The following is a 17,855-nucleotide window of genomic DNA, read 5'->3' on the forward strand; positions in this document are numbered from 1 at the left end:
CAATACTGGAGGGGCGAGCCAGCCTATGACCGGCGATCGCATCAGAATTTCACTTCGACGCCGGCGCCGATACGCCGGGGGAGCTCGTACCTGAGATCGGTGCCAAGCGCGCCGGGCCGAACTTCCTGGATGATCTTCTCATTGGTCAAATTCGTCGCCCAGATCGAGAACCGAAACTTTTCGTCATCCGTTCGCCACGAAATTTCGCTGTTGATCGCCGTATAGGGATCCTGCTTCACGGAATTCAGGAAGTCGAAATAGACGACCGAACTGCGGAACAGGGTGCCGTTGATGTTCAACATTCCCGATGCGAGCGGTACGTCGAGACTTGGAGCGATGTTAAAGGTCCAGCGAGGTGCCCGCGGTAGGCGGTTGCCCGACACATCCGCTTGCGACACGATATTGCCTCCCGTTGGCCGGGGAATGAAAACTTGCGCGAGCGGAAAATCGTCATATTCCGCATGGGCGTAGGCGACCGCCGCGTTGACCCGGAAATGATCGGTTGGCGCCAAAGTGGTTTCGAGTTCGCCGCCGTAAAGAGTGGCGTTCGCGGCGTTCTGCAGGACATAACCGGGACCCAACGGATCGCGGGCAGTGACCTGCAAATCCTTATAATCATAACGATACAAGGCGAGATTGGCGCGCAGCCAGGGCGTGATGTCAGACTTGATACCGCCTTCGAGGGCTTTGAGCGTCTCGGGATCGACCGCGAGAGGCGACACGCCAGTCATGTTGAACACACCGCTTTTGAAGCCGGTGCTGTAGGTCGCGTAGATATTCGTGTCCGGTCCGATTTCGAACCGGACCGTGCCTTTATACGTGACCCTGTTAAAGGATTTTTCCGCTGTCTGCGGAAAAAGGGCGACGCCGTTTACGATCTGATCGAAACTTCTTTTCTCATGGGTGTAGCGAATGCCGCCCGTCACGAACAGGCGCGGGACGACCTCAAGCGTCGCCTCGGCGAATCCGGCATAGGAGGTCGTCTTCAGGACGGGGTCGAATGTGCGCACGAGCAGTGGCTGGCTCGGATCAGCGCGACTGCTCAGAATGAAGTTGGCGTCGCCGGAGAGGTGGAAGGCATATAAACCAGCGATCCATTGAAGCGGCCCGGAGCCGGACGAGAGCAGGCGCACTTCCTGACTATAATATTCCGAAGCGATTTTGGGGGCCACAAAAGTCGCGAGCAAGATATTCGACGAATCCGAATCCGTCGCCTGAGAGGTTCGGTTGGAGGCATATGCCCCGGTCGTCTCCAGATTGACCCCGCCTAGATCGAAGCGTGTCTGCAAGGCGACACTGTATCGCCGGGTGGCGAGCGAGGGGCGCAGATCGGCGGACAGCTGCCAGGGTTTCAACGGGAGGATCGCGCCGGGAAAGGCTCGACCTGCCGTGTTATTCTCATAGGGCTGGTAGACATTCTCCGAGCCCTTGCGATCGAAATATTCTCCCGTGAGGACGATCTTGGTTCCGTTCTCGCCGCGGTACATCAGCTTGCTGCGGACATCGACAACCTGATAGCCGCCAGCTTTCCCACCGCGCACGAGATCGTCGACAAAACTGTCCGTTTTGCGGTAAATTCCGGCGATATCGGCTGCAATCGTATCGGACAGGCCACCAGTCAGATAGCCGCGCACATTATAGTCTCCGTCGCCCGTCTCGAGGGCGGCCGCGCGCGCCGAAACCATGCCGCTGAAGTCGAAACTGGGATCAGGCGTAATGACATTGATCAACCCGCCCGTCGCGTTCCGACCGAATATTGTCCCCTGCGGCCCGCGCAGGACCTCGACGCGGTCGACCTTGACGAGATCGGTCCAGGTGGAAAATGGGTCTCCCTGGTAGATTCCATCGACATAGGTTGCGACGTTTGACTCGTCCCCGACCGAAATACTGCTCGACCCCACCCCGCGGATAACGGGCAGGAACACGCCCGCAGCGCGGCCACCGAAGAAGCCGGGCACGACCTGAGTGAGATTCCGGATGTCGGCCGCACCCGAACGGCCAAGCGATTCCGAAGTCACGGCGGTCACCGCGACCGGCACATCCTGCAACTTCTGTTCCCGGCGCGTCGCGGTCACGACGATATCTACGAGGCCGCTCTGCGTCGAGGTTTGATCCTGATCCTCGGCTGGGGCCGACGGGCTGGGCGCGGACAAACCGCCAACGGGCGCCGTTTGCGCCATGGATGGCGCGGCGGTCACGGCTGCCGTCATCATCAGCAGCGCTTTGGATGCAAAAAGGCCTTTCATTTTCGGTCTCCCTCCCGATTATTTAGTCATTGATTTATAAGGTTATTCTGTCACCACTCACAAAGGAAACACCAGATACCGCGGCACGACCGCGTTGTCGGTCACCGCGTTCCGCGACAGAAAGCGACATTGATCGTCTTCCATTCGAATAATGTCCTCGTAGGTCCCGGCGGCCAGCTGCTGCGGCAGCCCGGTATCGTCGGGGGTAAAGATCACGGAGAAGTTCGAGACCATGTCGACGAGACCATCCGCGCGGCGGCCGGCGTGCACGCGCTGAACGAAATGCCGGGTACGATAGTCCTGGAATGTACCCGCCCATATGTCTTCGATGAAGGTGCAGCGATCGATTAACCTGTCGCGGCAGTCGTCGAGCATCATCGCCACGCGCAGGCCGCTCTCTACATCGTTGCGCGCGATGCAGATGTAACTCGCGCTCGGATCATCTTCGAACGTGTCGAGCCACGACCGCATTTTCTTCCCGTCCAGTGCCGACATATATGCCGACTGGAGTTCATCGAGCCGCGCGAGCTCGTCGAGCGTCAAGCGCGTCATGCCTCCCTCCTCCGGAAGCCCATGGCGGCGCGATAATATTCCCAGTGCGGAAGATTGCCGCTCTCGTCGTTCTGACGGAATTCGAACCCGAGCCGGGATGGATCGGTGACGCCTTTTTGGAAGATGGCCTTGCCGGGGGTGCGATTGCCGATCTGGACCCGGTGGAAAACCGAGGCGTCTTCCATACTGATCAGGCCGGACGGGCCGATCGCGTTGGAGCTTTGCCTTATTCGGTGCAAAACCATCGCCTCATCGTCGTCCTGATGCGCGAAATAGGCGTAGGTGACTTCCACCTCGTCGATTGCGACAGGCGTAGCGAAACGGATGCTGATGACGTTCAGGTAATTTGAGGCGACGAGCATCGGAAAGAGAGCGAGCACGCTGGCATTTTTTGGCCGCCCCTCGTCGCGAAACTCGATGACCGAAGCATCGCGGATTACGCTCGTGGGCTGGGGAACGGTCAACTCGGTTTCGATGCAATAATGGCCACGTCCGGTGGTCGCATACTGGCGGCCTGCGCCGCCCTGCCAGTTGAGCATCGTGAACGCCTGGTGCAGGAGCGGCGGATGATAGCCGTCGTTGTCGCTATAGGCTTTCCAGTTGGTCAGATACCGGACCCGATGATAGCCAATCAGCTTGAGGCGTCCGTCACCGGCCATGATGTCCAGCAACGACCCTTTCGCTTCCTGCAGGAAGTCGTCGAGGCTTTCGGTGTCCGGCGACAGCGTCACGAACAGGAGGCCGCCGACCGATTCCTGCCGCGGCTGGGTCAGCGGATAGTCTTTCTTGTCGAAACCGGGGATGAATTCGCGCTGATTGGGGCAGCCGACCAACTCGCCCTCTTTGTTGAACAGCCACCGATGATAGGGGCATTCAAATTCGGCTCGATTGCCCGAAGGCTTTACCTCGATCTGGGTGCTGCGATGTGAGCAGGCGTTGAAGATGCCCTGACCCGTCCGTCGTCGCCGCGGATGATGAGCAGGGGGACGTCCGCAAGATTGCAGGTTTTGAAGTCCCCCGGGTGCGGCACTTCGCTTTCGTGCGCAACGGGATGCCACTCGGCTCCACGGAAAATCCGGTCGATCTCGGCTTGGTAGAGGTCTTGCCGGACGAAAATCTCCTTGGGGATTTCGTTAAAATTTGCCGGCCAGACAATGTCTTGAAGATAAGCCTCCGGAACCGTCATCTCCCATCCTTTCTCTTTGCTATTTCGCCGCCCGCGTCACCTCGCGATGCGGTCACATTCATCCCATGCCCGCTGCCCACCGGGGCCCAAGTCTATGTGGACAACTCCTTGATTTTCGGGGTTGCGCCCCACATGCAGAAGCTCTTCGGTTCAAAGCCGAACTGGCGTTCCCTGTAGGTCTCTTCGTCGACCTCGCGCACGCCGACGGAATATTCAAAGACCATCCCGTCGGGACCCTCGAAATATACGAACCGCGCGCCCGAAGTCGGATGCCGGCCGGGCCCGAAGACGATGGGAACCTTATGCTGGCTAAGCAGCGCGTAGCTGCGCTGCACATCGTCGATCGACTGAACCTGGTGGTTGATGTGCTGGATACCGCACCGGTCTGCGGGGACGAGCGCGATGCTGTGGTGAATCTGGCTCAGACGGAGCAGCGGGAGCTCGCCTACCCGGTCACTGACGCGTGCATTGCAAATTTGCGTCCAGAAATGCTCATCGCGACCGGGATCCCGACTGAACAGACCAACATGACTGAAACCCGTAATTCCCGCGTCGCGAGACAGCTGCGCGCCATTGCCACCGATCTGCGGCGAAACCGCGAATTCGATGCGACCCCCACTGGGGTCACGAAATGCTATGAATTCGGAAACGTGACGCTGCTCGCGTTCCTCATGCGATCCGTGACGCACCTCATACCCCAATGCTTCGAGCGTTTTCGCCGCATTGAGGAGATCCTCCCCATTCGCCAATTCGAAGCCGACAATCGTTTCGGACGGGTCGCCGATCTCGTAGCTCAGCGTGCTCATGCGACTGTCGGAGCGAAACGACAGGCGATCAACCGCGCGATCGACAGGCTCCAGGCCAAGTATTCGCGTGGCGAAATCGGTAGCGGCCGCGACATCTGGTGTCTTGAGACGAGTATAAGCGATGTCAATGATGTTGATGGTCATGGCAACGTTCCTCCCAATTCTTCGAGGTTGGAGGTCGAACCCCAACTGCATAGCGAGGCGGGAGAATCGGCAAACTGCCGTGGCCGGCGTCCGACGGGCGACGGATCCGATCGGGTCGAATAGGTGAAATAGCTGTCGGGCGAGGGCCCGCTGAAGGTCAGAAACACTTCACCGCTCGCGGGTTCCTTGCCTGGGCCGCGGACAATGCCGACCTGCCGGTCAAGGAGAAAATATTTCGACTGCATCACGGCGTCGATGCTCTCGACCTCAAACCCCACGACGAGGAAGCTCTCGCGCTTGCTCGGCACAATCATGATCCTGTGATGCTGATCGTCCCAGCCGAGGTAGATTGCGTCGCCCACCCGATCGGTGATCCGCGCTCCGAGGATGTCCACCCACACAGCGGCGTCAGACGCCGGGTCCCGGCTGCCGAGGATCACGTGTGACAGGCCGACAATTCCCGCATCGCGCGATGGAAAATATCGCTCGCCGCTCTCCTCGGCCCGAACGACCAGCTCGATGAGATTGCCGCTTAGGTCGCGACAGGCGAGCCCCGCGTGATAGCGGCGGCTTCGACACAGATCGTGAGGGATCGCCTCGACATCCCAATTTCGCTCCCTGAGTTTCCCGGAGACTTCCTGCAGCTGCTCGACGGTTCTCAGCGACACCGCCACGCTGGGCCGGAGGCTGCTCCCGGAACCGTCGAACTCCAGGCAATAGGACCGAGAGTCAGAACGGAACCGTTCGGCTTCCGGCAACCGTTCGCTGTGCTGCAGGCCGACGGTATCAACGGCGAGCCGCGTGGCTTCGCTAAGCGACTGAACCGGGATCCGTACGAACCGTAGCTGCTCCAGCATTTGCCACCTCAAATCCACTAATCAGTCAGTCTGTACTGTTTGTTTTGATTCGAAGCAAGCCTTATCGCGAGTCCCGAGAGGGGTGTCGTCATGACCGGGGCGATGTGCTGAGCGGCATCCGGCAGCATAGGGTTGTTATCGCCCGCTCGTCGCGAACGTTCGATCCTTCAACGCGCAGGGCCCGAGGCAAAGAGCGGCCGGCTTCGGCGAGCCCGTCGAGAGCGATCTGGTAGTCCCCGCTGCCCCGATATCAGACGTGTCGTGTCGGGCGATCCGCCGAAAGGGGAAGCACTAGCTTGTTCGGTACCCGACCGCGTGCGAGCCTCTTCAGGATTGGAAGCGCGTTGGGATAGGCGTCGGCGAATGCCAGAGGCTGACCGTCGGCGCCCAGCCTCACTTCAAAGACCGGCCCGTCGCCACAAGCGCAGCCACCGGCACTCTGTCCTCGCATGAAGCGCTCGGGTTGAGCCACGTCGGTCTCCAAGCAGAGATTCGTTTCCTAGTAGACAACACGTTGCACAAAATGGCTCGTCGGTCAATTGGCGTTGGCATGCGAAGCCAAGAGCGGTCTGCCTCGAGGAAGGGCCCTCACCGCCGAAAGATCGCCGGCTCGGTCGGACGATTTTGCTGACACGACAAGAGGTAGGTAGGGCTCCCTGCCGCCATATTCGCAATTCGTTAGTCGTCAGTGCTGGCGATTTGGTGCAGAGGGGGCAGAACGGCGGCGGTGCGCCGCCGCAAACGCGAGCGGCGCCAATTGGGGAAATCGGCTTGCTGACGATGAATGGCGTCGGCCATTTCAAATCTTTCAGTGCTTCTATCGAGGAGGCATGTCTTCCGATCCGCTTTCGAGATTGCCTGACATTTTCGTCAGCAATGCGCGGACCGCGCGTATTTCAGTCGGTGAAATCATATGGAGCAGCCGCGCGTAGATCAGGTCGGCTTCGGCGCGCAGCTGGGGCAGGATTTCGATCGCTCGGGGTAAGAGATGAAGCTCCCAGACGCGCCGTATCGCACCCTGCCTGAGACGCGAGCAGTGCTTGCCCGATCGACCTATTCAGGTTGTTCAGACAACCGCGCTGCGGCTTCAAAGGCGCGGCGCGTGTTTAGCGAGATTGATCGCCGACCCACGGCATGTCCGTAAAAAAATTGGACGCTGGCCCGAGAAATCATCCTTTGGTCACCCGGTCAATTAAGGGTTGGATGTCGTCAGGAGAAATTTTTCCGGTGGCGATCCGAGGTGAGGAAGCAGGAAAATGCGGAATGTGGGGCGGTTCGGAATTTCATTGCAGCGAAGCGTGATTCCAGCAGGCCTTTTGTGCTTTCAAGGCTTCGTTGTTGGCTGCAGCGAGGCCGAGACGCGTGATCCTGACGCTAAGGGCCCGACAAAGATGCCCGAGACGGCAAGCGTTGAGGGCAGGGAGGAGGGCGTGTGGCAACCCCAGCGGGCCATCAGCAGACGCCACCGTGGCCTGGAGCGGCGCCGAACATGGAGGATGTCAAACTTCCTCCAGAGTATAGCGAAACGGCAACGAATCCGAAACGCTTCGCCGGACGTCCGGTTACCGGCGCCTTCAACGTCACTGTGCCCACTCTCACGGTGTTTCCCGCCCAACAACCAGGCAATGGCACAGCGATGCTGGTTTTTCCCGGCGGAGGATTCTCCAAGCTCGCGATCGATCTGGAAGGTAGTGAAGTTCGCGACTGGCTGACTTCAAGAGGCACCACTTGCGTGCTCGTCAAATACCATGTTCCCAAAAGCGGCCACCATTATGATGAAGACTGCCATTGTGCAGTGACGCCCAAGCACCTCCTTGCGTTGCAGGTCGCCCAGCGTGCGATACGCCTGGTGCGCTCGCGCGCCAGCGAGCTCAAGATCAACCCCCGCAAGATCGGTGTCATAGGCTTCTCAGCCGGAGGGTATCTGGTCGCGCAGACCAGCAATATATTCGAACCTGCTTATGAGCCGGTCGACGAAATAGACAAAGTGAGCAGCCGGCCCGATTTTGCCATCGCAATGTTCCCAGGCCACCTGTGCAGATCGGGGGGCTCGCTTGATCCTGGTATCAAAGTTACCAAGATGACCCCGCCAACATTTCTTCTTCAGGCTTGGGACGATCCCGTCGATCCGATTTGCAATAGCATAGTCTATGCGCGAGCGCTGGACGAGGCAGGTGTTCCAGCGGAAGTCCATCTCTTTGCCAAGGGAGGGCACGCCTTCGCCATGCGCCCGCTGCGTCATCCCGTTGAGCGATGGCCGACGCTCGTGGAAGATTGGCTAAAGGACACAGGAATTCTTTGAGCAAATAGGGCAAGAAATGACCCCCTCTCCCCGGAATGTTCGCTACTCAGGGGAATCGCTGGTCTTGGCCGATCGGAGATCGCCGGGTTTCTGACTGAAACTAACCGAAAGCCGACAACGGTTTGAGCTCCAGGGTATCTTTTGGCGCTGCCGTACAATTATCGGTCGGCTCGCGACGCTATCCGCGCGGTGCGACCCAGAAGAGCTCTTCCTTTCAGGAAACAGAGATCTTCATCTGACGCCCGCACGGTTTCGATCGCGCGGGCGTCTTTTCTTTGGCGCACCGCCGCCAGCGGTTTGAACGAACACATATGGGTGATCACGCCTGACCGACGTGAGGATGACGCCGCAGACACTCAGCGCCGCCGCCGTTCCGTCGCAAATCCACGATCGGTCGCGATAAAGCGCTCGATCATCGGCACCGCGATCTTTTCCGGCGCCATAGGCGCCGAGAGGCCATTGGCCTTCGCATGCACCTCGGCATAGACTAGCAATTCGCGATGGAGGGATCCCGGCAATTCGATCGACAGCTTCACGGGCTTGTCGTCGGCGATGGGGCCTAGGCGCAGCTTGCTCATGGGGCCGCACCTGCCGGCGGTTCGAGTATCAGATCGCGTGTGACAAGGACCCGCAAAGCGAAGCCGGGGCGGATCGTGAGGGTTGGCGAGATGTTCATCTGACGCTCGACGAGCCGCCGTCCCGACTGGTTGACTGTATCCTGCGGCCCGTCGCGAAGCGCCCGCACGAGCGCATCATCCCCGTCCGAGCCAAGTTCGGCTCCGACGCCGAGCAACGTAGAGACGAGCGCCGCGCGCAGCATCGACCCCCAATGATGGTCGGTGCGATCGGCAAGCCCCGCCATGCCCCGCGCATCGGCGCCGGGCTGACGATCGAGCCGGATCGATCGGCCACCGGGCAGGATCAACCGGTTCCAGGCCAGCAAGACGCGCTCCTGCCCCACGGATATTTCGCTCTCATAGTCGCCGATCAGCCGGGCACCCTGCGGAATGAGGAGAATGCGACCCGTCGGGCTATCATAGACATTCTGGGTCACCTGCGCCGTGACCTGTCCGGGAAGGTCGGACCTGATCCCAGTGATCAGTGCGGCCGGAATGAGACTTCCCGCCTGGAGGATGTATGGCGAAGCAGGCGCATGAACGCGCTCGGCACTCTCGAACGGTTCGGCGGAGCCGCCCGCGAGAAAGGCGCGCCGCGCCGCCGCCGGAGTCCGCGCGCCACCTTCGGGTGCCGACATGGTCGCGGCGGACGGTTCGATCGATCCACGCTGCGCGTCCGCCACCGGCGCGCCCGAGGCCCCTCCTCCAAGGAATATCCGGCTCGCCGTGGCGGCCTCGCGCTCCAGCCGCGCCCGATCGCGCGCCTCGTCGGCGGGCGGATTTCCCATCGGCGGCACCGGAATCGTTTCGCCGTTCTGCTGCGCCGAGACGATCGGCCGCCCGAGATCGCCGGGTAGCGGCGGTCCGAGCTTCGGCACCTTGCCATAGTCGGCGGGCGCACCGGTGACGACTTCGGCGCGGTTCGCTCCATCGGGCGTGTAGAGGTTCTCGGCGGTCTTCGGGGCTACGGGTTGCAGCGCCCAGAGCAGAGCGCCGCCGATCGCGGTGCAGCCGGCAGCGCCGATCATCGCGAGCGTCTTGCGCGAAAGCCGCATGACCCGCGGCGTGTCGCCGCGTAGCCGAAAAGGATCGAGCTCCGGGCCGGGCGCCGTGCGCTCGCCCGCTTCCGGCGCGTCGGCTGGCGCCACCGCCTCGCTTTCCGGCCCGGTCACGACCGCACCCGGCGGCGCGGCATTTCACGCTCGATGCGGACGACACGCGCCTGCTTGCCGGCGCCCAGCCGGAGTTCGCCGCGCTCTAAAAGGCGGTCGACGATCATGTAGCGCCCCTGTACCCGGTAGTTCACAAGCTCCGCCTCGCCACTCCCGCCGATCACGAAAAGCGGCGGCATGTCGCCTGTTGCAACGCCCTCGCCGAACTCGATAAACAGCTGGCGCGTGTCGTCGAACGCGCGCACGGGCCGCCAGGCGACCTTGTCGCCCGCGATGCGATAGCGAAAATTAAGCGCCGCCAAATCGATGCCTCCGGCCACGGGCGCAGCTCTGGCCGCTTCCGCTGCTGCGGCCTGCAAGGCGATGAGATCATCGGCGGGATAGGTCCAGGAGACTGACGCCATATAGGCGGCGGCCGTCGCGCGGAGTTCGACATGATAGGTGCGCCGGTCGGTGTTGATGATCATATTGGTGGTGATGTCGGTCCGCGTTGGCTTCACGAGGATATGAACCCGGCGCTTGGCTCCGGCGCCGCTCACCGTGTCGCCGATGATCCAGCGCACCGTGTCTCCCGAAGCCACCGGTCCCGGGCCGACAAGCTGCTCGCCTTCCTGCAGCACGATATCGGTGACCTGGCCGGGCGCAGTGTAGACCTGAAACAACGCTCCTTCCGACCAAGGATATTGCTGGATCGCATTGCGATAGCCTTGGCGGTCGGGCTGCACGCGCGCTTCGGCGTTAGCGCGGCCGACCCGCTGGCGGGGACCGGCGGCATCGCCCGCTTTGGCCGGCCACGCCGTCAGCAAGAAGGCGGCCGCGACCGCGACGGAAAACGAATGAAATTTCCTCATTGGCTGAGTTCCTTCGACCAGTTGATAGCATTGACAAAAAGCCCGATCGGGTTGCGGCGAAGCGCGTCGGGCGTGCGCGGCGGCCGAATCGCGACGGTCACGATCGCCGACCAGCGCGAGTGCTCGACGAGACTGCCATCCTGATAGCGGCGCTCGCTCCAAGCGATGCGGAAGCTGTCCTTCGAAGCCCGAATGACGCTCGACACGTCGACTGCGACCTGGACCTTGCCGACCTCGGCAAAGGGATCGTTGGTGCGGGCATAATCATTGAGCGCCTGCGCTCCGGTCGCGGTCGTAAAATCATAAGCGCTGAGCCAGTCGGCCCGCAGCACGACCGGATCGGCGGGAATGCTACGAACATGTTCGATGAAGCGCGCGAGATGGAACGCGACCTGCGGATCGGTCGGCTGATAATCGCCGTCGGCGGGCGCGACCGCGCGCGCTTCACCGAGCTTGTCGACCTCGACGACCCAGGGCGTGATCGTCCCGCGGGCGGACTGCCAGACGAGGCCGCCGGCAAGACCACCGGAGATGATGAGCGAGCCGAAGAAGGCGAGCCGCCAGTTCTTTGCCTGGACGCGCGCCGAACCGATCCGATCGTCCCACACTTGCGCGGCGCGCTGGTAAGGCGTGACCGGCTCGGGCGCGCGGCCATAATGATTGGTGGGTCTTTTGAACATGGGATCAGTCCTTTTCGGTGATGTTCGGCGCCGAGCCGGCCCCGTGGCTGTCGCCGCTCTTGAGAGTCTGCGCGCCGATGGTCGCGCCATGCGTCATGGTCTGGCGCCTACGCATTGCAGCCGCCCAGGCCGGAGGCGCGCTCGCGGCTTGCGCTGGCGCCGCGCTATCGGTCGGACCGTCGCGGCCCGCCGCGAAATTCGCGCGAACCCGTTCGGCCATGCTGCGAATAGGTGAAGCTGCGCCGCTGGCTGCCGTACGTGCCACATTCGCAAGTCCCCCGCCGATGGCCTTCGCTCCGCTCTTCCCGGCCGCGCCCGCCGCATAAGCTGTCGACGCGCTCCCCGCTCCGCGGGCACCAGCAGCAGCGGTGCCGCGCGCCGCCGCTGCAGCCGCGCCGGTGGCCAGGGTCGCGCCAGCCGCCCCGGCGGCAAGCGTTGCGCCTGCGGCGACTGCGGTGCCGGCGGCGGCCCCTGCTCCGAGTTGCGGACCGCCGGCGACAATGCCGTTGGCGATCGAGGGGCCGAAGATGCCGAGGCCGAGCAGCGTCAGTGCGCCGAGCGCGATCGCCATGACCTGTTCGATGTCAGGCTCCGGACCGAGGCCGGCTTGCATGAAGCGGTCGAACAGGGTCACCCCGATGCCGGTGATCACCGCGAGGACGAGCACCTTGATGCCCGAGGATATGATGTGGCCAAGCACGCGTTCGGCCATGAAGGCGGTGCGGCCGAAGAAGGCGAACGGCAGCAACACGAAGCCCGCGAGCGTCACCAGCTTGAATTCCAAAATGGTGACGAAAACCTGCACCGCGAGGATGAAGAAGGCGAGGACGACGATCACCCAGGCGATCAGCAGGATCATGATCTGCACGAAGTTGGTGAAGAGACCGACCGGGCCGACGAGGTCCGCCGACGCATCGAGCAGGGGCTGCGCCGCATCTATGCCGGTCGCGGCGACCACGCCCGGACGCATGAAGTCGCCGATCGCCATCGCGCCGCCGCTCGCCTTGAGGCCGAGGCCAGCGAAGCTTTCGAGCATGATGACGGCAAGCGCCTGGAAGTTGCCGATGATGAAGGCGAAGACGCCGATATAGAGCGTCTTCTTGACGAGCCGCTGGATGATGTCCTCGTCGGTGCCCCACGCCCAGAAGAGCGCGGCAATCGTCACATCGACCACGATGAGCGTCGAGGACAGGAAGCCGACCTCGCCGCCAAGCAGGCCGAAGCCGCTGTCGATATAGGTCGAAAAGACTGACAGAAACTGGTCGATGACGCCGGTATCTTCCATGGCGATTAGTCCTTCTGGCCAAAGAAATGGCGGCGCTTGGCGTCCCAAGCCGCTTCACAGTCCGCATCGGCGACCGTGACCGTGCGGCAGCGCTCCGCCACGTCGGCGGCTGCCGGGTGTGCGCCCGCCCTGGAGATCGGGGGGACGGGCCCACGAGGCGTAGGCGGCGAAGACGCATGCAGAATTGCCAGCGTCATGAGCAGGCCGCCCAGCACCGCGACCGCCGCTATCTTCGCCGCCCGGCCCATCTCAATTGCCTTTGCGGAAGCGGCGGAAGCGCTCGCGGCCTTCGGCCTCGGCGGCGGCGCTGCGCGCAGCGTCGAGCATCTGCGCGCGGCCCTGCGCGGCGAGCGCGGCGGTAAGGTCGGAGAGCTGCTGCGACTGGACGGCGAGGATCTGGTTGCCCGCCTGCGCCGCCTGCAAGGCGCCGGTCGCCGACTGGCTCGCCGAGACGAGGGTTCCGATCGACTGGCGCGTGCCGCCGATGTTGGTGACGACGCCAGCCTGCACCTTCATCGCATCCTGGAACGCGCCGACGCTGTCGTTCCAACGCGCCTCGGCGTTGGCGACCATCGCGGCCTGCGGCCCCGACAAGGCTGCGCCCTTGTAGCGGGCATTGAAGGCGGTCTGGATATCGCCGACGTCATAAGCCACGCGCTGCGCATCGCTCAGCAATTGGCGGGTGCGATCGACCTGGCCCTGCAATTCCTGCAGCGTCGAGACGGGCAGGCCCGTCAGATTGCGCGCCTCGTTCGCCAGCGACGTCGCCTGATTCTGCAACATGCTGATCTGATTATTGATCTGCTCGAGGGTGCGCGCGGCGGTCAGGATATTCTGTGCATAATTGCGCGGATCGTGGACGATACCGCCGATCTGCGCCGCGGCGGGGACGGTTACCCCGCTCGCGATCAAGGTCGTTCCGGTGAGCAGGGCAGCAAGCAGCACGCGGTTCTTCACACATTTCATGGCAATCACTCCTTCGGCTGGTCGGGGGTTTCGAGGTTCGCAAGCAGATCGGCGGCCCAATGAAGTCCGCGGTGGCGGAGCCAGAATTCGGCGAAATCGGCATGGCCGCGCGTCTCGATCAACTCGCCGATCTTGATCTGATCGGTCTTTGAAGAGGCGGCGGTGAAAGCGAGTGCGATGTCGCCGAGGCCGAGTTCGAACAGCCGGTTGCCGCGTCGCGACTGGCAATAATAGTCGCGCTTCGGCGTTGCGCGGCTCAATATCTCGATCTGGCGATCGTTGAGCCCGAAGCGTTCATAGACCCGCGCGATCTGAGGCTCGGCGGCGCGTTCGTTGGGCAGGAAAATGCGTGTCGGGCAGCTCTCGATGATCGCCGGCGCAATGCGCGAGCCCTCGATATCGGCGAGGCTTTGCGTCGCGAAGATCACGCTCGCATTTTTCTTGCGGAGCGTCTTCAGCCACTCGCGCAGCTGCGCCGCGAAGGCGGGGCTGTCGAGCACGAGCCAGCCTTCGTCGATGATGATCAGCGTCGGTGAGCCGTCGAGGCGGCCCTCGATGCGGTGGAACAGATAGGCGAGGACCGAGGCCGCCGACGAGGCGCCGACCAGCCCTTCGGTTTCGAGCGCCTGAACACGCGCATCGCCAAGATGCTCGGCCTCGGCGTCGAGCAGCCGTCCCCAGGGACCGCCCACGAGATAGGGCGAAAGCGCGAGCTTCAGCTCTTGCGATTGGAGCAGGACGGCAAGACCGGTCAGCGTGCGCTCGCGGATTGGCGCCGTCGCGAGCGACGTGAGCGCCGACCAGAGATGCTCCTTCGCGGCCGGATCGACGTCGACCCCTTCGCCCGCGAGCAAGGCGGCGAGCCATTCGGCTGCCCAGGCGCGCTCCGCGGCCTCGTCGATGCGCGCCAGCGGTTGCAGAGCGACCGACCCGGCGCTGCCGGCATCGTGCAGCGCGCCGCCAAGATCCTGCCAATCGCCGCGCATGGCAATCGCCGCGGCGCGGATCGAACCGCCATAATCGAAGGCGAATATCTGGTTGCCCTCGTAGCGGCGGAACTGGAGCGCCATCAGCGCGAGCAGGACCGACTTGCCCGCACCCGTCGGGCCGACGACGAGGCAATGACCGACGTCGCCGACGTGCAGCGAAAAGCGGAACGGGGTCGAGCCTTCGGTCTTGCCGTAAAGCAAGGGGGCATCACCGAAATGCTCGTCCCGTTCCGCCCCCGCCCACACCGCCGACAAGGGAATGAGATGGGCAAGATTAAGGGTGGAAATCGGGGGCTGGCGAACATTGGCATAGACATGGCCGGGGAGGCTCCCGAACCAGGCCTCGAGCGCATTGACGCCTTCCACCGTGCAGGTGAAGTCGCGGCTCTGAACGATTTTCTCGACGAGGCGCAGCTTCTCGGCCGCGAGCGCCGGATCGCGATCCCAGACGGTGATCGTCGCGGTGACATAGGCGATGCCCGCCTCGTCGGCGCCAAGCTCCTGCAGTGCCATGTCGGCGTCGGCCGCCTTGTTCGAGGCATCGCTGTCCATCAGGACAGAGGCCTCGTTGGTCATCACCTCCTTGAGGATCGCGGCGACCGACTTGCGCTTGGCGAACCATTGCCGCCGGATCTTGGTCAGCAGCTTGGTCGCGTCGGTCTTGTCGAGCATGATGGCGCGCGAGGACCAGCGATAGGCGAACGCTTGGCGGTTCAATTCGTCGAGCAGGCCCGGGAAGGTGACGCTCGGGAAGCCGGTGATGGTGAGGGTGCGCAGATGATGATCGCCGAGCCGCGGCTCGAGCCCGCCGACGAGCGCTTCGTCGGCGAGCAGCGCGTCGAGATAGGCAGGCGTCTCGGGCACCCGGACGTGCTGGACCTTGGTCGAGACACAGCTGTGGAGGTAGGTTAATGTCTCGCCGTCATCCAGCCATTCGGCCTCGGGCATGAAGCCCTCGACGAGATGGAGCATGCGCCCCGTGCGATCGACGAAGCTTTTCAGCAATTCCTTGGGGTCGACGCCGGTCTTCGAGCGGCCCTCATAGAGCCAGTACTCGGCGCGCGCCGCTTCCTCTGCCGGCGGCATCCACAAGAGGGTCAGATAATAGAAGCTCTCGAAATGGGCGCCTTCCTCGCGGAACTGCTCGCGGCGTTCGACATCGACCAGCTCGGACACCGCATCGGGGAACTCGGACACCGGATAGGTCACCGCGGGCACACGCTGGGCTTCGACGAAGACTGCCCAGCCCGACCCGAGGCGCCGCAGCGCGCTGTTGAGGCGCGCGGTGACCGCCACGAGTTCGGCGGGCGTGGCGCTGTCGAGGTCGGGGCCGCGGAAGCGCGCCGTGCGCTGGAACGCGCCGTCCTTGTTCAGCACCACGCCCTCCGCCACCAGGCAGACCCAAGGGAGAAAATCGGCGAGGCGGGCGGATTTCGTGCGATATTCGGAGAGATTCATCATGAGCGCATCCAGACGGGATATTTGAGGTGACGCCGGGCGACGTCAACAAACTGCGGGTCATGGCGCGCGGCCCAGACCGAGAGGGCGTGGCCGATCGCCCAGATCGCGAGCCCGGCGAGCCAGAGGCGCAGGCCGAGACCAATTGCCCCGGCAAGCGTGCCATTGACGATCGCGAGGCTACGCGGCGCGCCGCCGAGCAGGATGGGCTCGGCCAGCGCCCGGTGGACCGGCGCAAAGAAGCCCGGCACTTCCCCTTCCCGGCTCATCAGACGAGCGCTCCGCCGCCGAAGGAGAAGAAGGACAGGAAGAAACTCGAGGCAGCGAAGGCGATCGACAGGCCGAAGACGATCTGGACGAGCCGGCGGAAGCCGCCCGAGGTGTCGCCAAACGCTAGGCTGAGCCCCGTGACGATGATGATGATCACCGCGACGATCTTCGCCACCGGTCCCTCGATGCTTTCGAGGATCGACTGGAGCGGCGCTTCCCACGGCATCGACGAGCCGCCGGCATGGGCGGGAACCGACACCGCAAGCGCGACGAAGAGCGCGGTGGAGCAGAGCATGGCGCGGCGCGCGCCATGCCGGAGGGCATGGATCATCGATTTTCTCCTTCAGGGGTGATGAGCGGGGTCAGCCGATATTCGAGGTTCAGCCGGTCGAACCCGTCGATGCGGGCGAGTTCGGCGAGGCGCCGGCCCGTTCCGTCGCGGACGAGCACGGCGACCAGATTGATTGTTTCGGCGAGCAGAGCACGCGGGACCGTGATCACGGCTTCCTGGATGAGCTGCTCCATGCGGCGGAGCGCGCCAAGTGCACTTCCGGCATGGATCGTTCCGACACCGCCGGGATGACCGGTGCCCCATGCTTTCAGGAGATCCAGCGCTTCGGCGCCGCGCACCTCGCCGATCGGAATGCGGTCGGGCCGGAGGCGCAGCGAAGAGCGGACGAGATCGGACAGCGATGCGACACCGTCCTTGGTGCGCATCGCGACGAGATTGGGCGCCGCGCACTGCAGTTCGCGCGTGTCCTCGATCAACACGATCCGGTCGCGGCTGCCCGCAATCTCGGCGAGCAACGCGTTGGTCAGCGTCGTCTTGCCGGTCCCGGTGCCGCCCGCAACGAGGATGTTGAGCCGGTCACGCACGCCGCAGCGAAGTATGTCCGCAGCATCCGCCGACATGATGCCCGAGTTCACATAATCGCCGAGCGTGAAGACCGCGATTGCCGGTTTGCGGATCGCAAAGGTCGGCGCGGCAACGACCGGCGGCAACAATCCCTCGAAACGCTCGCCTCCTTCGGGCAGCTCGGCCGATACGCGCGGCGCGCTGCCATGCACTTCGGCGCCGACATGATGCGCGACGAGACGAATGATGCGCTCGCCATCGGCGGCGCTCAGTGTTTCACCGCTGTCCTCGATCCCTTGGCCGAGGCGGTCGACCCACAGCCGACCGTCGGGATTGAGCATGATTTCGATGACCTCGCGGTCGGCGAGCCAATCCGCGATCGCACCGCCCATCGCGGTGCGCAGCATGCGCGCGCTGCGGTGACGTGCCTCCAGCCGGATTGGTTCTGCGCCCATCGGGAACCCCGTTTCATGAGCCTTGGCGATGATGCCCGGCTCGACGGGGATGAGTAAGAGACGCAGAGAAAACCCAAATTCAACAAGGTTTTCGCGCCGTCGTACCGTCTCGTAGAAAGACAGGCCGTGGCGTAGGTCGATCCGCATCGGAACGGATAAAAAT

18 protein-coding genes and 1 pseudogene are annotated in these 17,855 nt (G+C 63.2%); 1 reads left to right on the plus strand and 18 read right to left on the minus strand.

All coding sequences use genetic code 11. The annotated features are described in order from the left end of the window. Positions 1-41: 41 nt before the first annotated feature. The 7 genes and pseudogenes from CVO77_RS07970 to CVO77_RS07990 form a co-directional block, all read right to left on the minus strand. Positions 42-2,246, minus strand: a complete 2,205-nt coding sequence (locus CVO77_RS07970) for a TonB-dependent receptor (protein ID WP_242446144.1) — start codon at positions 2,244-2,246, stop codon at positions 42-44. A 57-nt stretch (positions 2,247-2,303) separates the two neighbouring features. Beyond that, positions 2,304-2,798 carry an aromatic-ring-hydroxylating dioxygenase subunit beta gene (locus CVO77_RS07975; RefSeq protein WP_105998648.1) on the minus strand — a complete coding sequence of 165 codons (495 nt, stop codon included), beginning with the start codon at positions 2,796-2,798 and terminating at the stop codon, positions 2,304-2,306. Then, positions 2,795-3,631 carry an SRPBCC family protein gene (locus CVO77_RS07980; protein WP_242446178.1) on the minus strand — a complete coding sequence of 279 codons (837 nt, stop codon included), beginning with the start codon at positions 3,629-3,631 and terminating at the stop codon, positions 2,795-2,797. Before CVO77_RS07980 ends, CVO77_RS07975 begins: the two co-directional genes overlap by 4 nt. A gap of 33 nt (positions 3,632-3,664) precedes the next feature. Beyond that, positions 3,665-3,709, minus strand: a pseudogene (locus CVO77_RS21985) (hypothetical protein); the annotation flags it as partial. Then, positions 3,700-3,984 (minus strand): hypothetical protein, encoded by a 285-nt coding sequence (locus CVO77_RS21600; RefSeq protein ID WP_476712791.1) that lies wholly within the window; start codon positions 3,982-3,984, stop codon positions 3,700-3,702. The pseudogene CVO77_RS21985 and the gene CVO77_RS21600, both read right to left, overlap by 10 nt. 92 nt (positions 3,985-4,076) lie before the next feature. After that, positions 4,077-4,934, minus strand: a complete 858-nt coding sequence (locus CVO77_RS07985) for a VOC family protein (RefSeq protein ID WP_105998649.1) — start codon at positions 4,932-4,934, stop codon at positions 4,077-4,079. Continuing rightward, entirely contained in the window at positions 4,931-5,791 is an 861-nt protein-coding gene (locus CVO77_RS07990; protein WP_052182489.1) for a VOC family protein, read from the minus strand. The genes CVO77_RS07985 and CVO77_RS07990 overlap by 4 nt, the downstream gene beginning before the upstream one ends. 1,489 nt (positions 5,792-7,280) lie before the next feature. Between CVO77_RS07990 and CVO77_RS07995 the strand changes: the two genes are divergently transcribed. Beyond that, positions 7,281-8,093 (plus strand): alpha/beta hydrolase, encoded by an 813-nt coding sequence (locus CVO77_RS07995; protein WP_037557590.1) that lies wholly within the window; start codon positions 7,281-7,283, stop codon positions 8,091-8,093. Positions 8,094-8,449: 356 nt separating this feature from the next. Here the strand turns inward: CVO77_RS07995 and CVO77_RS08000 are convergent, their stop codons facing one another. The 11 genes from CVO77_RS08000 to trbB are packed head-to-tail and all read right to left on the minus strand — an operon-like array spanning position 8,450 to position 17,692. Continuing rightward, positions 8,450-8,671, minus strand: a complete 222-nt coding sequence (locus tag CVO77_RS08000; protein ID WP_105998650.1) for a DUF2274 domain-containing protein — start codon at positions 8,669-8,671, stop codon at positions 8,450-8,452. Beyond that, positions 8,668-9,882, minus strand: a complete 1,215-nt coding sequence (locus CVO77_RS08005; protein WP_242446145.1) for a TraB/TrbI/VirB10 family type IV secretion system protein — start codon at positions 9,880-9,882, stop codon at positions 8,668-8,670. The genes CVO77_RS08000 and CVO77_RS08005 overlap by 4 nt, the downstream gene beginning before the upstream one ends. Then, complete coding sequence (gene trbG, locus CVO77_RS08010; protein ID WP_105998651.1) at positions 9,879-10,733, minus strand: P-type conjugative transfer protein TrbG; 855 nt, start codon at positions 10,731-10,733, stop codon at positions 9,879-9,881. The genes CVO77_RS08005 and trbG overlap by 4 nt, the downstream gene beginning before the upstream one ends. After that, positions 10,730-11,413 (minus strand): conjugal transfer protein TrbF, encoded by a 684-nt coding sequence (gene trbF, locus CVO77_RS08015; RefSeq protein ID WP_105998652.1) that lies wholly within the window; start codon positions 11,411-11,413, stop codon positions 10,730-10,732. The genes trbG and trbF overlap by 4 nt, the downstream gene beginning before the upstream one ends. A gap of 4 nt (positions 11,414-11,417) precedes the next feature. Further along, positions 11,418-12,698: a P-type conjugative transfer protein TrbL gene (trbL, locus tag CVO77_RS08020; protein WP_105998653.1), complete on the minus strand. Its 1,281-nt coding sequence runs from the start codon at positions 12,696-12,698 to the stop codon at positions 11,418-11,420. 5 nt (positions 12,699-12,703) lie between these two features. Beyond that, positions 12,704-12,946 carry a putative entry exclusion protein TrbK-alt gene (gene trbK-alt / locus CVO77_RS21905; RefSeq protein WP_105998654.1) on the minus strand — a complete coding sequence of 81 codons (243 nt, stop codon included), beginning with the start codon at positions 12,944-12,946 and terminating at the stop codon, positions 12,704-12,706. A gap of 1 nt (position 12,947) precedes the next feature. Next, the gene (gene trbJ / locus CVO77_RS08030) at positions 12,948-13,664 is read right to left on the minus strand and encodes a P-type conjugative transfer protein TrbJ (RefSeq protein ID WP_105998655.1); all 717 of its coding nucleotides are present in this window, start codon (positions 13,662-13,664) and stop codon (positions 12,948-12,950) included. A gap of 5 nt (positions 13,665-13,669) precedes the next feature. Continuing rightward, on the minus strand, positions 13,670-16,114 hold the full coding sequence (gene trbE, locus CVO77_RS08035; RefSeq protein ID WP_105998656.1) for a conjugal transfer protein TrbE: 2,445 nt from the start codon (positions 16,112-16,114) through the stop codon (positions 13,670-13,672). Next, positions 16,111-16,380, minus strand: coding sequence for a VirB3 family type IV secretion system protein (locus CVO77_RS08040; protein ID WP_105998657.1), 270 nt, complete (start codon positions 16,378-16,380; stop codon positions 16,111-16,113). Before CVO77_RS08040 ends, trbE begins: the two co-directional genes overlap by 4 nt. Next, positions 16,380-16,712, minus strand: a complete 333-nt coding sequence (locus CVO77_RS08045; protein WP_105998658.1) for a TrbC/VirB2 family type IV secretion system protein — start codon at positions 16,710-16,712, stop codon at positions 16,380-16,382. The genes CVO77_RS08040 and CVO77_RS08045 overlap by 1 nt, the downstream gene beginning before the upstream one ends. After that, positions 16,709-17,692: a P-type conjugative transfer ATPase TrbB gene (trbB, locus tag CVO77_RS08050; RefSeq protein ID WP_037557689.1), complete on the minus strand. Its 984-nt coding sequence runs from the start codon at positions 17,690-17,692 to the stop codon at positions 16,709-16,711. The genes CVO77_RS08045 and trbB overlap by 4 nt, the downstream gene beginning before the upstream one ends. Positions 17,693-17,855 lie beyond the last annotated feature (163 nt).

It is taken from the genome of Sphingopyxis lindanitolerans (assembly GCF_002993885.1).
GTDB lineage: Bacteria > Pseudomonadota > Alphaproteobacteria > Sphingomonadales > Sphingomonadaceae > Sphingopyxis > Sphingopyxis lindanitolerans.

Excerpts from the sequence above, each read along its gene's own strand:
- CVO77_RS07970 (WP_242446144.1), bottom strand. The coding sequence starts at position 2,246 with ATGAAAGGCCTTTTTGCATCCAAAGCGCTGCTGATGATGACGGCAGCC.
- CVO77_RS07975 (WP_105998648.1), bottom strand. The coding sequence starts at position 2,798 with ATGACGCGCTTGACGCTCGACGAGCTCGCGCGGCTCGATGAACTCCAG.
- CVO77_RS21600 (WP_476712791.1), bottom strand. The coding sequence starts at position 3,984 with ATGACGGTTCCGGAGGCTTATCTTCAAGACATTGTCTGGCCGGCAAAT.
- CVO77_RS07985 (WP_105998649.1), bottom strand. The coding sequence starts at position 4,934 with ATGACCATCAACATCATTGACATCGCTTATACTCGTCTCAAGACACCA.
- CVO77_RS07990 (WP_052182489.1), bottom strand. The coding sequence starts at position 5,791 with ATGCTGGAGCAGCTACGGTTCGTACGGATCCCGGTTCAGTCGCTTAGC.
- CVO77_RS07995 (WP_037557590.1), top strand. The coding sequence starts at position 7,281 with ATGGAGGATGTCAAACTTCCTCCAGAGTATAGCGAAACGGCAACGAAT.
- CVO77_RS08000 (WP_105998650.1), bottom strand. The coding sequence starts at position 8,671 with ATGAGCAAGCTGCGCCTAGGCCCCATCGCCGACGACAAGCCCGTGAAG.
- trbG (WP_105998651.1), bottom strand. The coding sequence starts at position 10,733 with ATGAGGAAATTTCATTCGTTTTCCGTCGCGGTCGCGGCCGCCTTCTTG.
- trbF (WP_105998652.1), bottom strand. The coding sequence starts at position 11,413 with ATGTTCAAAAGACCCACCAATCATTATGGCCGCGCGCCCGAGCCGGTC.
- trbL (WP_105998653.1), bottom strand. The coding sequence starts at position 12,698 with ATGGAAGATACCGGCGTCATCGACCAGTTTCTGTCAGTCTTTTCGACC.
- trbK-alt (WP_105998654.1), bottom strand. The coding sequence starts at position 12,946 with ATGGGCCGGGCGGCGAAGATAGCGGCGGTCGCGGTGCTGGGCGGCCTG.
- trbJ (WP_105998655.1), bottom strand. The coding sequence starts at position 13,664 with ATGAAATGTGTGAAGAACCGCGTGCTGCTTGCTGCCCTGCTCACCGGA.
- trbE (WP_105998656.1), bottom strand. The coding sequence starts at position 16,114 with ATGATGAATCTCTCCGAATATCGCACGAAATCCGCCCGCCTCGCCGAT.
- CVO77_RS08040 (WP_105998657.1), bottom strand. The coding sequence starts at position 16,380 with ATGAGCCGGGAAGGGGAAGTGCCGGGCTTCTTTGCGCCGGTCCACCGG.
- CVO77_RS08045 (WP_105998658.1), bottom strand. The coding sequence starts at position 16,712 with ATGATCCATGCCCTCCGGCATGGCGCGCGCCGCGCCATGCTCTGCTCC.
- trbB (WP_037557689.1), bottom strand. The coding sequence starts at position 17,692 with ATGGGCGCAGAACCAATCCGGCTGGAGGCACGTCACCGCAGCGCGCGC.